At 71.6% G+C, this 15,987-nt stretch carries 14 protein-coding genes; 7 read left to right on the top strand and 7 right to left on the bottom strand.

Annotation, left to right across the window (positions count from 1 at the left end):
* Positions 1-63: 63 nt before the first annotated feature.
* The 5 genes from IE245_RS31140 to IE245_RS31120 all read right to left on the bottom strand — a co-directional run bounded on the left by IE245_RS31140 (position 64) and on the right by IE245_RS31120 (position 3,717).
* Positions 64-1,212 (bottom strand): DUF475 domain-containing protein, encoded by a 1,149-nt coding sequence (locus tag IE245_RS31140; protein WP_189953694.1) that lies wholly within the window; start codon positions 1,210-1,212, stop codon positions 64-66.
* 29 nt (positions 1,213-1,241) lie between these two features.
* Positions 1,242-1,817 (bottom strand): TerD family protein, encoded by a 576-nt coding sequence (locus tag IE245_RS31135; protein ID WP_189953830.1) that lies wholly within the window; start codon positions 1,815-1,817, stop codon positions 1,242-1,244.
* Positions 1,818-1,910: 93 nt separating this feature from the next.
* The gene (locus IE245_RS31130) at positions 1,911-2,486 is read right to left on the bottom strand and encodes a TerD family protein (protein ID WP_030495317.1); all 576 of its coding nucleotides are present in this window, start codon (positions 2,484-2,486) and stop codon (positions 1,911-1,913) included.
* A gap of 166 nt (positions 2,487-2,652) precedes the next feature.
* On the bottom strand, positions 2,653-3,111 hold the full coding sequence (locus tag IE245_RS31125; protein ID WP_189953692.1) for a peroxiredoxin: 459 nt from the start codon (positions 3,109-3,111) through the stop codon (positions 2,653-2,655).
* Between the two features lie 183 nt (positions 3,112-3,294).
* Positions 3,295-3,717, bottom strand: coding sequence for a DUF3052 domain-containing protein (locus IE245_RS31120; protein ID WP_189953690.1), 423 nt, complete (start codon positions 3,715-3,717; stop codon positions 3,295-3,297).
* 442 nt (positions 3,718-4,159) lie between these two features.
* On the opposite strand from IE245_RS31120, the gene aceE reads away from it, so the two are divergent.
* Together aceE and IE245_RS31110 are read left to right on the top strand one after the other, a co-directional pair.
* Positions 4,160-6,892 (top strand): pyruvate dehydrogenase (acetyl-transferring), homodimeric type, encoded by a 2,733-nt coding sequence (gene aceE / locus IE245_RS31115; RefSeq protein WP_189953688.1) that lies wholly within the window; start codon positions 4,160-4,162, stop codon positions 6,890-6,892.
* A 94-nt stretch (positions 6,893-6,986) separates the two neighbouring features.
* Positions 6,987-7,829, top strand: coding sequence for a potassium channel family protein (locus IE245_RS31110; RefSeq protein WP_229851741.1), 843 nt, complete (start codon positions 6,987-6,989; stop codon positions 7,827-7,829).
* On the opposite strand, the gene IE245_RS31105 is transcribed toward IE245_RS31110, so the two are convergent.
* Complete coding sequence (locus IE245_RS31105) at positions 7,810-8,211, bottom strand: peptidase inhibitor family I36 protein (RefSeq protein ID WP_229851739.1); 402 nt, start codon at positions 8,209-8,211, stop codon at positions 7,810-7,812. The genes IE245_RS31110 and IE245_RS31105 overlap by 20 nt on opposite strands.
* A 293-nt stretch (positions 8,212-8,504) precedes the next feature.
* Positions 8,505-9,998 (bottom strand): MFS transporter, encoded by a 1,494-nt coding sequence (locus IE245_RS31100; RefSeq protein WP_373305434.1) that lies wholly within the window; start codon positions 9,996-9,998, stop codon positions 8,505-8,507.
* 259 nt (positions 9,999-10,257) lie between these two features.
* Here IE245_RS31100 and IE245_RS31095 point away from each other — a divergent pair, with 259 nt between their 5' ends.
* The 5 genes from IE245_RS31095 (at position 10,258) to IE245_RS31075 (ending at position 15,916) form a co-directional block, all read left to right on the top strand.
* A complete protein-coding gene (locus IE245_RS31095) occupies positions 10,258-10,902 on the top strand; it encodes a TetR family transcriptional regulator (protein WP_373305433.1) in 645 nt (214 codons plus the stop codon).
* Between the two features lie 246 nt (positions 10,903-11,148).
* Positions 11,149-12,363, top strand: coding sequence for an alpha/beta hydrolase (locus tag IE245_RS31090; protein WP_189953679.1), 1,215 nt, complete (start codon positions 11,149-11,151; stop codon positions 12,361-12,363).
* Between the two features lie 74 nt (positions 12,364-12,437).
* The gene (locus IE245_RS31085) at positions 12,438-13,331 is read left to right on the top strand and encodes a DUF4429 domain-containing protein (RefSeq protein WP_189953677.1); all 894 of its coding nucleotides are present in this window, start codon (positions 12,438-12,440) and stop codon (positions 13,329-13,331) included.
* Between the two features lie 349 nt (positions 13,332-13,680).
* Positions 13,681-15,051 (top strand): sensor histidine kinase, encoded by a 1,371-nt coding sequence (locus tag IE245_RS31080; protein WP_189953675.1) that lies wholly within the window; start codon positions 13,681-13,683, stop codon positions 15,049-15,051.
* A 187-nt stretch (positions 15,052-15,238) separates the two neighbouring features.
* On the top strand, positions 15,239-15,916 hold the full coding sequence (locus IE245_RS31075) for a response regulator (protein ID WP_189953674.1): 678 nt from the start codon (positions 15,239-15,241) through the stop codon (positions 15,914-15,916).
* The last annotated feature ends 71 nt before the right edge of the window (positions 15,917-15,987 follow it).

The raw sequence follows: 15,987 nt of genomic DNA, 5'->3' as shown, positions 1-15,987 counted from the left end.
AAGCGTTCCTCATTGTCCCCGGTGTCACACCCCGTGGCGGGGCGCACTCCGGGGAGCAGGGTGTCACACCCCGGAGCTCACCTCGGCCTTGTCGCCGGAGGAGCCGGAGCCGCCCTCCTCGGCCGCCAGCGCGCGGTTGCGGCGGACGGAGGACCAGAAGGACCAGCCGATCAGGACGACGCCGATGAGGCCGGTGATGACCTCGTTGATCTCGTACTGGATGGTGATGAGGAGGAGCGCGGCGAGGGCGCCGATGGCGTAGTGGGCGCCGTGCTCCAGGTAGACGTAGTCGTCCAGGGTGCCCTGCTTGACCAGGTAGACCGTGAGGGACCGGACGTACATGGCGCCGACGCCGAGGCCGAGCGCCATCAGGACGATGTCGTTGGTGATGGCGAAGGCGCCGATGACGCCGTCGAAGGAGAAGGAGGCGTCGAGGACCTCCAGGTACAGGAACATGAAGAAGGCGGCCTTGCCGGCCAGCTGGATCGCGGAGACCTTCTTGCCGCTGCGCCTGGCCTCTTCCTCGGCCTCGTGCTCGCGCTCCTCCTCCTCTTCGAGCTTGTTCTCGAAGAAGCCGGAGAGACCGCCGACGACCAGGTACGTGATGAGGCCGGCGATGCCGGAGATCAGCACCGTCTGCGTCTTGTCGACGTGCATGCCGCCGTGCTGGTGGGCCTGGGTCGCGACGGTCATCGAGGCGACGAGCAGGACGATCAGGGCGATGCAGACCGACAGCATGTCGACCTTGCCGAGCTTGGCCAGCGGGCGCTCGATCCAGCCGAGCCACTTGATGTCACGGTCCTCGAAGATGAAGTCGAGGAAGATCATCAGCAGGAACATGCCACCGAAGGCGGCGATCGACGGGTGCGCGTCGGTGACGAGCTCCTGGTAGCGGTCGGCGTCGTTGAGCGCCAGGTCGACGGCCTCGATGGGTCCGATCTTGGCGCTCACCGCGACGATCACGACGGGGAAGACCAGTCGCATTCCGAAGACGGCGATCAGAATGCCGATGGTGAGGAAGATCTTCTGCCAGAAGGCATTCATCTTCTTCAGGATGCCGGCGTTGACCACGGCGTTGTCGAAGGAGAGCGAGATCTCGAGGATGCAGAGGATCGCGACAATCCCGAACGCCTCCCACCCCCCGTAGAGAACCGCGGCGACCAGGCCGAGCGCGGTGATCGCGAACGACCAGCCGAAGGTTTTCAGAACCACTGCCTACCCCATTGTGTGATAACGCGGCTTTACGAAACGTTGACCCCGAAGTCTAGAGCGATGCCCCGCAGCCCGGACGCGTACCCCTGGCCGACCGCACGGAACTTCCACTCGCCGTTGTAGCGGTAGAGCTCGCCGAAGATCATCGCGGTCTCGGTGGAGGCGTCCTCGGAGAGGTCGTAACGGGCCAGCTCCTGGCCGTCCGCCTGGTTCACCACGCGGATGAAGGCGTTGCTGACCTGGCCGAAGGTCTGGCCGCGGTTGTCGGCGTCGTGGATCGAGACCGGAAAGACGATCTTGTCGCAGTGGAGCGGGACGCGGGTGAGGTCGATGACCAGCGACTCGTCGTCGCCGTCGCCCTCGCCGGTGAGGTTGTCGCCGGTGTGCTCGACCGAACCCTCGGGGCTGCGCAGCTGGTTGTAGAAGACGAAGTATTCGTCACCGAGCACCCGGCCGGCCTGGCACATCAGCGCGCTGGCGTCGAGGTCGAAGGCGGCTCCGGTGGTGGACCGCGCGTCCCAGCCGAGGCCGACGAGGACCTTGGTGAGGTTGGGTGCGGCCTTGGAGAGGGAGACGTTGCCTCCCTTGGCGAGCGTGACGCCCATGGTGTTCGGTTCCTCCCCGGTGGATGCTGCTGCCATGAGGCACGTCCGGCGCCGCACGAGGTGCGGCGCCGGACGTGTGCGTGCGGGCTCGACTCAGACGTTGACGCCGAAGTCCTGCGCGATGCCGCGCAGGCCCGAGGCGTAACCCTGGCCGACCGCGCGGAACTTCCACTCCGCGCCGTGGCGGTACAGCTCGCCGAAGACCATGGCGGTCTCGGTCGAGGCGTCCTCGGAGAGGTCGTACCGCGCGATCTCGGCGCCGCCGGCCTGGTTCACGACGCGGATGAACGCGTTGCGCACCTGGCCGAAGGACTGCTGGCGGTTCTCGGCGTCGTAGATGGACACCGGGAAGACGATCTTGGCCACGTCGGCCGGCACGCCGGCCAGGTTGACCTTGACCTGCTCGTCGTCGCCCTCGCCCTCACCGGTGAGGTTGTCACCGGTGTGCTCGACGGAACCGTCGGCGCTCTTGAGGTTGTTGAAGAAGACGAAGTCCTGGTCGTTGCGCACCTTGCCGGCCTCGCTCACCAGGATGGCGCTGGCGTCGAGGTCGAAGTCCGTACCGGTGGTGGTGCGGACGTCCCAGCCCAGACCGACGGTCACGGCGGTGAGGCCAGGGGCCTCCTTGGTCAGCGAGACGTTGCCGCCCTTGCTGAGGCTGACTCCCACGAGTCCCTCCATCATTGGTTTCCAGGGGCAGCGCCCCCGGTCGTGCGTTGGCATCGGATCAACGACTGGATCCTAGTGACGGGTTCCCCGTCGAAACAGGCGATTCGCCCGGGGAATCGGGGGATGTCGGTTCGCGTCGCCGATTCCGGGGCCGGGCGGGGCGGGCTCAGATGGCCTTGAGCGCCCGCACGTACTCGTCGAGGTCGCGCGCGTCGGGCAGGGCGTTGACGACCGTCCAGCGGACGACGCCCTCCTTGTCGATGATGAAGGTGCCGCGGACGGCGCAGCCCTTCTCCTCGTCGAAGACGCCGTAGGCGCGGGAGGCCTCGCCGTGCTTCCAGAAGTCGGAGAGGAGCGGGTACTCCAGGCCCTCCTGCTCGGCGAAGACGCGCAGGGTGTGGATCGAGTCGTTGGAGACCGCGAGGAGCTGGGTGTCGTCGTTGACGAACGTCGGCAGGTTGTCGCGGAGCTCGCACAGCTCGCCCGTGCAGACGCCGGTGAAGGCGAAGGGGTAGAAGAGCAGGACGACGTTCTTCTCACCGTGGAAGTCGGAGAGCCTCACGGTGCGGCCGTGGTTGTCCTTGAGCTCGAAATCGGGGGCCTTGGTGCCGACCTCGATCGCCATCGCGTACGCATCCCTTCGACGGGGCCCGGCCTCTGGGCCGAACCGGTGAACCCCACCCTACGGCCTGGCCGGCGGCCTCCCGGGCGCGGGCACGTGCGGGCGGGCACGGATGCCGAAGGCCCCCGCCGCGCATGCGGAAAGCCCCCGCCGTGGCGACGGCGGGGGCTTCGCGCAGCAGGGGGATCAGCGCTTGGGAGCGGCCAGGCGGGTGCCCGTCCAGTCCTTGGCGACGCTGATGCTCTTGGTCTGGGAGAGACCAGCGGTCTGCGCGGCATCGTTGATGTCGGACGGCTCGATGTAGCCGTCACGGCCGGTCTTCGGCGTCAGCAGCCAGATGTTGCCGCCGTCCTCCAGCAGACCGATGCTGTCCACCAGCGTGTCGGTGAGATCACCGTCCTCGTCCCGGAACCAGAGGACGACGGCGTCTGCGACGTCGTCGTAGTCCTCGTCCACGAGCTCCTGGCCGATGGTGGACTCGATGCCTTCACGGAGATCCTGGTCGACGTCGTCGTCGTAGCCGATCTCCTGGACCACCTGTCCGGGCTCGAACCCCAGCCTCGCCGCCGGGTTGGTCCGCTCCTCCGCGTGGTCCGCGGTCGCGCTCACGGCTTGCCTCCTGATCATGTAACGGAAAATGCTCGGGCCGCGCGTGCGCGCGGCGCTGGCCGTAGTCCACACGTGACGGGGCGGATCGCGCAAGTACCCGGCCGTGGAGACCGCCGAAACGGTGACGTTTGGGGCCGTCTCACCGCAACTTCCGGCGACTTTCGACAGCACTCCGTGATCAGGGGTACACGATTCGTCCCGCTTCGCGGGTTTCTGCGGTTTCAGTCTGCCGAACACATTGCCGGAACGCATGCGCGGATTGGGCGTAAGGTTGCGATTTGACCATACCGTTCGCGCGGGAGGGCGCGGGGAGGACCGCCTCTCGGTAAAGATGACGCGTGCCGCGGGCCGGGTACACGATGGACGTCCCCGGCCTCGGACATCCCGGCCTCACCGGGGCTCCCCTCCCTCGGGGGATCCCCCCGACCAGCGAAGGAACAGCGTGGCTCCCGGATCCGACCGCAACCCGATCATCATTGGCGGCCTTCCCAGCCAGGTCCCGGACTTCGACCCGGAAGAGACCCAGGAGTGGCTCGACTCCCTCGACGCGGCCGTCGACGAGCGGGGCCGCGAGCGGGCCCGCTACCTGATGCTCCGGCTGATCGAGCGCGCCCGCGAGAAGCGGGTGGCCGTGCCCGAGATGCGGAGCACGGACTACGTCAACACGATCGCCACCAAGGACGAGCCCTTCTTCCCCGGCAACGAGGAGATCGAGCGCAAGGTCCTCAACGCCACCCGGTGGAACGCGGCCGTGATGGTCTCGCGCGCCCAGCGCCCGGGCATCGGCGTCGGCGGCCACATCGCCACCTTCGCCTCCTCCGCCTCCCTGTACGACGTGGGCTTCAACCACTTCTTCCGGGGCAAGGACGAGGGCGACGGCGGCGACCAGATCTTCTTCCAGGGCCACGCCTCCCCCGGCATCTACGCCCGAGCCTTCCTCCTGGACCGGCTGAGCACGGCCCAGCTCGACGGCTTCCGCCAGGAGAAGTCGAAGTACCCGGACGGGTTGTCGTCGTATCCGCACCCGCGGCTGATGCCGGACTTCTGGGAGTTCCCCACGGTGTCGATGGGCCTCGGCCCGCTCGGCGCGATCTACCAGGCCCGGATGAACCGGTACATGGAGGCGCGCGGGATCGCCGACACCTCGAAGTCGCACGTGTGGGCCTTCCTCGGCGACGGCGAGATGGACGAGGCCGAGTCGCTCGGTCAGCTCTCCATCGCGGCCCGCGAGGGCCTCGACAACCTCACCTTCGTCGTCAACTGCAACCTCCAGCGGCTCGACGGCCCGGTCCGCGGCAACGGCAAGATCATCCAGGAGCTGGAGTCGATCTTCCGGGGCAACGGCTGGAACGTCATCAAGCTCATCTGGGACCGCTCCTGGGACCCGCTGCTCGCCCAGGACCGCGACGGCATCCTGGTGAACCGGCTGAACACCACGCCGGACGGGCAGTTCCAGACGTACGCCACGGAGACCGGCGCGTACATCCGCGACCACTTCTTCGGTGACGACCACCGGCTGCGGGCCATGGTCGAGTCCATGTCGGACCAGCAGATCCTCCACCTGGGGCGCGGCGGCCACGACCACAAGAAGATCTACGCGGCCTACGCGGCGGCCAAGGCCCACAAGGGCCAGCCGACGGTGATCCTGGCCCAGACCGTCAAGGGCTGGACCCTCGGCCCCAACTTCGAGGGCCGCAACGCCACCCACCAGATGAAGAAGCTGACGGTCGACGACCTCAAGCGCTTCCGCGACCGGCTGCACATCCCGGTGACCGACAAGGAGCTGGAGTCCGGCCTGCCGCCGTACTACCACCCGGGCCGGGACTCCGAGGAGATCCAGTACATGCACGACCGCCGCAACGCGCTCGGCGGCTACGTGCCGACCCGGGTCGTGCGGTCGAAGCCGCTGGCGCTGCCGGACGACAAGACCTACGCGGCGGTCCGCAAGGGCTCGGGCCAGCAGTCGATCGCCACCACCATGGCCTTCGTCCGGCTGCTCAAGGACCTGATGCGGGACAAGGAGATCGGCAAGCGCTTCGTGCTGATCGCGCCGGACGAGTACCGCACCTTCGGCATGGACTCCTTCTTCCCGAGCGCCAAGATCTACAACCCGCTGGGGCAGCAGTACGAGGCGGTGGACCGCGAACTCCTCCTCGCCTACAAGGAGTCCCCGACCGGCCAGATGCTGCACGACGGCATCTCCGAGGCCGGCTGCACGGCCTCGCTGATCGCCGCCGGCTCGGCCTACGCCACCCACGGCGAGCCGCTGATCCCGGTCTACGTCTTCTACTCGATGTTCGGTTTCCAGCGGACCGGCGACCAGTTCTGGCAGATGGCCGACCAGCTCGCCCGCGGCTTCGTCCTCGGCGCCACGGCCGGCCGCACCACGCTGACCGGCGAGGGCCTCCAGCACGCCGACGGTCACTCGCACCTCCTCGCTTCGACGAACCCGGCCTGCATCGCCTACGACCCGGCCTTCGGTTTCGAGATCGCGCACATCGTCAAGGACGGTCTGCGCCGGATGTACGGCCCCCAGGCGGAGGACGTCTTCTACTACCTGACGGTCTACAACGAGCCGATCCAGCACCCGGCCGAACCGGAGGACGTGGACGTGGAGGGCATCCTCCAGGGCATCCACCTCTTCAAGCGGGCCGAGGCCGGCACGATCCCCGCGCAGATCATGGCCTCCGGCGTCGCCGTCCCGTGGGCGATCGAGGCGCAGCGGATCCTCGCCGAGGAGTGGAACGTCAAGGCCGACGTCTGGTCCGCGACCTCCTGGAACGAGCTCCGCCGCGAGGCGGTGGCGGTCGAGGAGCACAACCTGCTCCACCCGGACGAGGAGCAGCGCGTCCCGTACGTCACCCGCAAGCTCCAGGCCGCCGAGGGCCCCTTCGTGGCGGTCTCGGACTGGATGCGCTCGGTGCCGGACCAGATCGCCCGCTGGATCCCCGGGCCGTACACCTCCCTCGGCGCGGACGGCTTCGGTTTCGCGGACACCCGGGGCGCCGCCCGCCGCTACTTCCACATCGACGCGCCGTCGGTGGTCCTCGCGGTCCTCACCGAGCTGGCCCGCGAGGGCAAGGTGGACCGGGCGGTCCTGAAGCAGGCGGTGGACCGCTACCAGCTCCTGGACGTGGCCGCCGCCGACCCGGGCCCCGCGGGCGGCGACGCCTGACGGGCCGCGGCGGGGCGTAGCACCTGGTGAGGGCGGTGGGACCGGCGGGTCCCGCCGCCCTTCGCGGTGCCCGGCATTCCTTACGATGCCCCGCATGTCCGTGAAGAAGGAGCGCCCCGCGAAGGTCCGCTGGGAAGAGCTCACCCAGACCCCGCTGCTGGTCCTGGCGGTGGCCTTCGGCATCGCCTACGCCGTGCCGATCGTGGCGCCCGGCGCCGACCCCTGGGTGCACCGGCTGTGCTCCTGGGTGGAGTGGGCGGTGTGGGGCGCCTTCGCGGTGGACTACGCCGTCCGGCTGGCGCTCTCGTCGGCGCGCTGGGCCTTCGTCCGCTCCCACCCCCTCGACCTGCTCGCGGTGCTGCTGCCGCTGGTGCAGCCGCTGCGGCTGCTGCGGGTGGTCTCCACTCTCCTCCTCGTCGGCCGGCGGGCCCGGATGGCCCCGCAGATCACGCTCACCACCTATGTGGCGGGCGCGGTGGTCGGGCTGATGATGTTCGGCTCGCTGGCGGTGCTGCACGTCGAGCGGGACGCGCCGGACGGCAACATCCGGACCCTCGGCGACGCGGTGTGGTGGTCCTTCACCACGATGACGACGGTCGGCTACGGCGACCACGCGCCGACGACCGGTCTCGGGCGGGTGCTGGCGGTCGGGCTGATGCTCTCGGGCATCGCCCTGCTGGGTGTGGTGACCGCCAACATCGCGGCCTGGTTCATCGCCCGCTTCGAGCGCGACGACGCGCTGGAACGCCGCCAGACGGAGCTCCTGGAGGCCCTGACCCGGGAGGTCCGCGAGCTGCGCGCCGAGGTCGCCCGCCTCTCCGGCCCGGTGCCGCGGCAGGCGGGGACAGGGCCGGAGGACGTACCGGAGGACGACGCACCGGAGGGCCTACCGGACGGGGTGTCGGCGCCCGGTGGTCCTACCGCTCCCAGAGCTTGAAGGCTCTGACCTCGTAGGGCGTCTGCGGGACCCAGGTGCCCCGGCCCGGGTAGGTCTCGAACTCGCCCGTCTCCGCGCACTCCGGCGACTGGTAGGCCGTCACCGGCCGGCCGGTGCGGACGGCCAGGGACTGGGCCGAGGCCCCCGCCGGCAGGGCGACGCAGCTGTCGAGGTCCGTCGTCGCCAGTTCGTACGTCCACGGCCGGCCCTTGAAGTCGGGCTTCGGCCAGAGGCAGAGCCGCCCGGGCCCGCAGACCCCCAGCGAGGTCCCGGCGGCCGGAGCCGCCGCGGCTGCCGGAGCCGCCGGAGCGGATGCGGCCGGGAGGGTGGCCAGGAGCAGGGCCGCCAGTCCCGTGAGTACGGCCATCGTCTTTGCGTTCATGCAGATCATCCCCCATGTCGTCACTCTCTGTAATCACGAGCATGGAGGAAGTGATCCGCCGAACGGAAGGGGGGCCGCCCCCGTTCCTTCGAACGGGTGACGGCCCCCTAGGGAACCTCAGGGTCCTCGAAGCCCCTCCGGACCCCTTCGGGCCCCCGGGCCTCTCCGGACCCCCCGAGCCACCTCCGGACCCTCCGGGCCACCTCCGGTCCCCCCGAGGCACTCCGGAACCCCTCCAGGCCACTCCAAGGCCCCTCCGGGCCCCGCACGGTCGGGCACGGGCCGGACGCGGGTCAGATGTGCCCGCCACCCATGCCCGCCTGCGCGTTCTCGCCGCGCTTGGTGAGGGTGGCGACCAGGGCCGCGACCACCGCGACGACACCGGCGACGGTGAAGGCGAGGCCCATGCCCTGCAGGAAGGTGTCGTGGATGACGTCGGTGATCTTGGCGAACAGGTCCGGGGTCATGCCGGGCGCCTTCGCCATCGCCTCCGGGGCCATGCCGAACTCGGCGGCCTCCTCCAGGCGCGGGTCGACCGGGACCGGGATGCCGGCCTCCTTCCAGTTCTCCGCGAAGGAGCCGGCGACCTTGGAGGACATGACCGCGCCGAGCACCGCGGTCCCGAGCGCGCCGCCGACCTGCATGGCGGCCTGCTGGAGACCGCCGGCGACGCCGGAGAGCTCCAGGGGCGCGTTGCCGACGATGACCTCGGTGGCGCCGACCATGACCGGGGCGAGACCCAGGCCGAGGAGGGCGAACCAGAGGGACATGGCGAGCGTGCTCGTGCCGGAGGAGAGCGTGATCATGCCGAACATCGCGGCGGCCGTGCAGACCATGCCGCCGACCAGCGGCACCCGCGGGCCGAACTTGGTGATGAGCGCGCCGGCCAGCGGCGAGGAGACGATCATCATCGCGGTCAGCGGCAGCAGCCGCAGACCGGCGTCGATCGGACCGAGGCCCTTCACGCCCTGGAGGTAGAAGGTCACGAAGAAGAGGCCGCCCATGAAGGCGAAGGCCATCAGGACCATCAGCACCACACCGGCCGAGAGCGGCACGGAGCGGAACATGCCCAGCGGGATGAGCGGCTCCTTGACCTTCGTCTCCCAGACCGCGAAGACGGCGAAGAGGACGATCGAGCCGATCAGGCAGCCCCAGGTGTTGCCGCTGGCCCAGCCCCAGTCCGCACCGGCCTTGATGAGGCTCCAGACGAGCAGGCCCATCGCGCCGGAGAGCAGCGCGATGCCGAGGACGTCGAAGGAGCGCGGGGCGTTCTCGGCGCGGTGGTCCTTGAGGATCACCAGGCCGAGCACGAGGGCGAGGACGCCGACCGGCACGTTGATGAAGAAGACGGACTGCCAGCTGACGTGCTCGACGAGGAAGCCGCCGAGGATCGGGCCGCCGGCGGTGGAGGCGCCGATGACCATGCCCCAGATGCCGATCGCCATGTTCAGCTTCTCGGCGGGGAAGGTCGCGCGGAGCAGGCCGAGCGCGGCCGGCATCAGCAGGGCGCCGAAGAGGCCCTGGAGGACGCGGAAGGCGATGACGGCGGCGATCGAGTCGGAGAGGCCGATGGCGCCCGACGCGGCGGCGAAGCCGGCGATGCCGATGAGGAAGGTCTGGCGGTGGCCGAAGCGGTCGCCGAGCTTGCCGGCGGTGATCAGGGCGACGGCGAGCGCGAGCAGGTAGCCGTTGGTGATCCACTGGAGCTGGTCCAGGGTGGCGCCGAGATCGGCCTGGATGGCGGGGTTGGCGATGGCGACGATCGTGCCGTCGAGCGCGACCATCATCACGCCGGCCGCGACGGCGAACAGAGTCAGCCAGGGGTGGCCGCGCAGGCCCTTCGCCGGGCCCGGTACGGGTTCCCGGGCGCCCCCCTGACCCTGCGGGGTCTTTTCCACGGTGGTCTGACTAGTCATGAGAACGAGGCTAGTGACAGTCACTGACAATTGACAAAGCGATTCACGCGTCGGTAACTGTCACGTAGCTCACAGGTACGCTGATCAGGGAGAAGCTCCCGCAATCCACCGAAAAGAGACTCCTTTGACCGTGTCCGCGCCCGGCCTGCGTGAGCGGAAGAAACAGCGCACCCGCGACGCGCTCATCAAGGTCGCCCTGGAGCTCTTCACCACCCAGGGGTACGAGCGGACCACCGTCGACGAGATCGCCGAGGCGGTGGAGGTCTCCCAGCGGACGTTCTTCCGCTACTTCGCCTCCAAGGAGGAGGTCGCCTTCGCCCTCCAGCGGATCGTCGAGGAGGAGTTCGTCCGGGCGCTGGCCGCGCGCCCGCCCGAGGAGGGGCCCTTCGACGCGATGCGCAACGCCGTGCTGGCCTCCTGGGACGGGGTGGGCGACGCGATCCACGAGGTCGTCCCCGTCGAGCTGTACCTGCGGAACTTCCTCATGATCGAGTCGACGCCGGCGCTGCTCGCCGCGCACCTGCGCCGGTCCAGCGAGATGGAGGAGACCGTCGCCCGGCTCGTCGCCCGCCGCGAGGGGCTCGACGTGGACGCCGACCCGCGGCCCCGGATCGCGGTGGCCGCCTTCTGCGGCGTGATGCGCGTCACGGGACAGATGTGGGGCAAGGGCACGGACCGCACCCTGGAGGCCATCCGCGCCCTCACCGAGCGGTACCTCGACCACCTCGGCCCGGCGCTCTCCCTCCACTGGCGGGAGCCCGGCACGCGGGACTGACGCGCGGCCCCGGGCAGACCCCGCGCCCGACCCCGAACCGGGCCGAAAACCAGGGCGGTTCACGGCCGGCGCGAGTCCGGATCGAGGCGGACACCAGCCCAGCACGACTCCGGCCCGAGTGCGGCACGAGGCCGCCACGACGTCGGCACGAGGCCGGACGTCCGGTCGCGGCGCCCCGCCGGGCGGGGCTCCCGCACGGGCCGCTCCCGGCCGGTCCGTCATCTCGGCCGTCTAGGGTGTGCGCCCGTGACCTCCGCCGACGTCCCGCCGTCCCTCGCCGTCCTGCGCACGCTGCTCGCACTGGCCGTCGTCCTCGTGATGCTGGCCACCACCGGGTGGACCACCGCCCGGCAGCGGCCCGCGGCCGGTCCGTCCATGGAGGCCGCGCTGGCCGCCTGGGCGCGGGAGCGGACGGCGGACGTCCCGCCGCCGGATCCGGCCACCGCCCCGCCGCGGACGGTCGCCGCCTGGTTCGCCGCCCTCGGGACGGCCCGCGCCGAGGACCTCGCCGAGCGGCACCCCTTCGTCGTCGGCAATCTCGACGGGGCACCACCGGCCCTGCGCTACCGCGCCAACCGGATCGGCCTCGCCCGCGCGCTCGCGGCCGAACGGCCCCGCGTCGACGACCCCCGCCTCTCCTCCGAGGGCCGGCACGAGGCCCGCCGGCGGGTGGACCGCCTCCGGTCCCTCCTCGCCCCCGACCGCCGGATCCTCGCCTTCGACCCCACCGGTACGGGCCGGGTCGCCGAGGTCCTGGGCGACCTGGAGCGGGCCCGGCGGGTGTCGGTCGTCGTGCCCGGCGTCGACACCCATCTCCTCACCTTCCAGAAGACCCACGGCCGGTACACCGCCCCCGTCGGCATGGCGCGCGCCCTGTACGAGGCCGAGCGGCGCACCGCCCCGGGGGCCAGGGTCGCGGTCATCGCCTGGGCCGGCTACACCGCGCCCGCCCGCGTCGGCGTGGACGCGGCGACCGGACGGCTCGCCGCCACCGGCGCCGACCGGCTCGTCCGGCTCGCCGAGGGACTGCCGGGAACGGCGCGGGTGGCGCTCTTCTGCCACAGTTACGGCTCCGTGCTCTGCGGGATCGCCGCGCCGCGGCTGCCCGAGCGGGTGACGGACCTGACCGTGGCCGGCAGCCCCGGGATGCGGGCGGAGACCGCCGCCGAGCTGGGCACGAAGGCGCGGATATGGGCGATGCGGGACGCGGAGGACTGGATCGCCGACGTCCCCCACCTGGAGGTCGGCGGGGTCGGGCACGGGGCGGACCCGGTGGCGCCGGAGTTCGGGGCGCGACTGGTCTCGGCGGCCGGAGCGGCCGGGCACAGCGGTTATTTCGAGCCGGGGACGGAGAGCCTCGGGAACTTCGCGGCGATCGGCGCGGGAGCCTTCGGCCGGGTCGTCTGCGCACGTGCCGACAGCGCTTGCCACGGGGGAATCTCCGGCGGCACCGAGCTCTGACGCGCGTAGATCACGGAATTTCCCCATAGTTCCGAGGGGCGACGCACGGCCACGCGCCGCTTACGATGAGGCGTATGGGTGATGTGCTGGCCGGAATTCATGCCACCTGGGAGTTCGAGAGCGACGCCCTCGTCATCCGCTTCGAACGGGGGATCCGTACGCCGAGGCTGTTCCAGGCGCTGCGCGAGCGACGCGTGCCGTACGAGGCGCTGTCCGCGGCGACGCTCGCGCCGGGCAGGCGGGGCACCGTCGTGCTGCACGCCGTGCCGCGGCCGGGCGCCGATCCGCTGATGGAGGCGGCCGCGGGGCAGTTGAAGGAGACCTGCGACCCGTACCGCCTCGCGCTGCCCGCCGACCGCGAGGAGCTCGCCGCCCGGCTGCGCGACGAGCTGGCCGCGGTGATCCCCGCGGGGCCGCCGGACCCGCTGGATCCACTGGACCCGGTCGATCGCTGGGACTCCGGCTTCCTGGTGGCGCCGCCGCAGGGGCCGATCTCCTTCAAGGCGTACGACGGGAAGGCGACGTTCGACGGGACGTCCGAGGTCACCTTCCGCTGGTCGTCGACGATGGCCACGTCGGAGAAGTGGAAGACGGGGGACCAGGTCTTCCCGGTGCGGGAGCTGAGCGGGGTCGAGTGGCGCACCCCGGACTCCCCCGGCGGGTTCCTGCGGCTGCTCCCCCGGGGCGGGACGCCCCGGCCGGAGCGGCCGGACCACGATCCGGCGTCGGTGGTCTTCGGGCTCGGGTACGGCCCGGTGCACGACTCCCTGCCGTTCGCGGCGGCGGTCCTCGCGGCGATCCGCGCCAAGGACCGCGCTCCCGTCCCCGCGGGGGTGCGCAGCGCGGCGCACGGTGACCCCGGGGCCATTGCTGAAAGGATTCGGCACCTCGGCGAACTGCACCGGGCGGGCCTGGTGACGGACGAGGAATTCGCGGCGAAGAAGACGGAACTGCTCGCCGAGCTGTAACGCCGTCCCGGCCCCGGGCGGGTGCCGCACGCCGCCCCGGCCCGGACGGACGTCCTGCGCCGTCCCGACCCGGCGGACGTCCTGCGCCGCCCCGGCCCGGACGGACGTTCTACGCCGTCCCGACCCGACGGACGTCCTGCGCCGCCCCGGCCCGGACGGACGTCCTGCGCCGTCCCGACCCGACGGACGTCCTGCGCCGCCCCGGCCCGGACGGACGTTCTACGCCGTCCCGACCCGGCGGACGTCCTATGCCGTCCCGACCCGGGCCGACGTCATACCAGGGTCCGATCCGGAATCGACCCCCCTGGTACGACGACGGGGCCGGGCCGCGAACCTAGGCTGACCCGACATGAAAGCGTTCGAGAAGCGACCGCGCCCCGGCCCGCTCGCCGTGCGGCTCCAGAGCTGGTCACGGGCGGTCCTCCAGGCCCTGGAGGCCACCTTCGCCACCCCCGCCACCCCGGGCGCCGCCCCCTTCGGCGGCGCCTCGGCCCGGTGGACGCGGCTGCTGCCGTACGCGTTCGGGGTCGCCCTCGTCGCCTCCCTGCTCCCGGTCACCGTCCACCTGCTGATCACCGACTACGACGTGCCCGGCGCCCTCGCCGGGGCGATCGCCACCGCGCAGACCGCGCCGCTGCTGCTCGCCACCACCCGGCCGCTCCAGGCCTGGTGGGTCGTCCTCCCCGCCGACATCGCCGGGGCGCTGGTCCAGCTCGCCTCCGACGGGCCGCAGGCCCGGCTGTGGCCGTGGACGCCGCCGGCGGTCGTGGGCTACTGCGCGCTGATGCTCGCGCTGGGGCTGCGCGAGCCGCGCCGCACCCTCGTCGGGGTGTGGCTGGCGACCGGCGCGGCCGGCTACCTCCTGGAGCTCGTGCGGCCGTACGGCCAGTCCGGCGTCACCACACTGCTCTTCGTGCTGAGCGGCGTGCTGCTGCTCCTGGCCTCCTCGCTCCGGGCCCGCGGCGAGGCCCAGCGCAGGCTCGCCGAGCAGGAGACCATCAGCGAGGCCGAACGGGCCCGGCGCACGCTCCTGGAGGAGCGGGCCAGGATCGCCCGCGAGCTGCACGACGTCGTCGCGCACCACATGTCGGTGATCACCGTGCAGGCGGACTCCGCGCCGTACCGGATCCCCGGGCTCCCGGACGCGGCCCGCGAGGAGTTCACGTCGATCGCGGGCAGCGCGCGGGAGTCGCTGGCCGAGATGCGGCGGCTGCTCGCGGTGCTCCGCAGCGACGGGAGCGAAGGCGAACGGGCCCCGCAGCCCGGGCTCGACCGGCTCCAGCAGCTGGTGGAGGCGACCGTACGGGCCGGGGTGCCGGCCGAGCTGTCGCTGGCGGCGGAGCTCGTGGACGGGCGGACGGAGGTGCCGCAGGCGGTGGGCCTGTCCGCGTACCGGATCGTGCAGGAGGCCCTCGCCAACGCGGTGCGGCACGCGCCGGGCGCGCCCACCCGGGTGTCGGTGCGGGAGGACGGCTCCGGCCTGCTGACGGTCCTGGTGGTCAACGGCCCCGCCACGGAGCGGGCCGCGCCCCTGGAGGGCGCGGGCACCGGACACGGCCTCGTCGGCATGCGCGAGCGCGTCCGGCTGACCGGCGGCACCCTCGACACCGGCCCCCTGCCGGACGGCGGCTTCCGCGTCGCCGCCCGCCTCCCCCTCGCACCGACGGGCGCGGAGACGGCACCGGGTCCGGATCCGGGCCGGGGCCCGGCCGCGAACTAGGCGTGTCTTTCGGATCAGGCCGGATCGGCTCGCGGCGCCCGGTGCCGTGCGTCGCAAGGCGGAGGGGGAGTCCCTGCGGTGGGGGCGCCTCCCAGCGGTAGCCGGGGAGTCACGAGCCCGGCATGATCCGGAAGACACGCCCTAGAGTCGGGCGGACGGGGAAACGTCTCGCAGACAAGGGTGCCGTGTGACCATTCGGGTGATCATCGTGGACGACCAGGCCATGGTGCGGGCGGGATTCGCCGCGCTGCTCGCGGCCCAGGCCGACATCGACGTGGTCGGGGAGGCGCCGGACGGGCGGCAGGGCGTCGAGGTGGCGCGGGCCGTCCACCCCGACGTGGTGCTGATGGACGTGCGGATGCCGGAGCTGGACGGGCTCGCGGCGGCCCGGGAGATCCTGCACCCGCCGGCCGGGGTGGTGCACCGGCCCAGGGTGCTGATGCTGACCACCTTCGACGTCGACGACTACGTGTACGAGGCGCTGCGGGCCGGGGCGTCCGGGTTCCTGCTCAAGGACGCGCCGCCGGCCGACCTGATCGCCGCCGTCCGGATCGTGGCGGCGGGCGACGCGCTGCTCGCGCCGTCCGTGACCCGGCGGCTCATCGCCGACTTCGCGGCGACCCGCCCCGCAGCCCGCAAGGACGTGACGGCGCTGCGGCTCAACGGTCTGACGCCGCGTGAGACCGAGGTGCTCGAACTGATCGCCCGGGGGCTCTCCAACCAGGAGATCGCGGAACGGCTCGTGCTCGCCGAGCAGACCGTGAAGACGCACATCGGTCGGGTGCTCGCCAAGCTCGACCTGCGGGACCGCGCGCAGGCGGTGGTCTTCGCCTACGAGTCGGGCCTGGTGACCCCCGGGGGCTAGGGTCTGTTGCGAAAGTGGATCTTGTTCGTTGATGATCACGTCCTGTGGGACGTGGGGATCTGACGAACGGC

The organism is Streptomyces roseolus (genome assembly GCF_014649855.1).
Classification (GTDB): domain Bacteria; phylum Actinomycetota; class Actinomycetes; order Streptomycetales; family Streptomycetaceae; genus Streptomyces; species Streptomyces roseolus.
The sequence above is the reverse complement of the archived record's forward strand: the minus strand, read 5'-3'. Positions and strand labels throughout refer to the sequence as shown.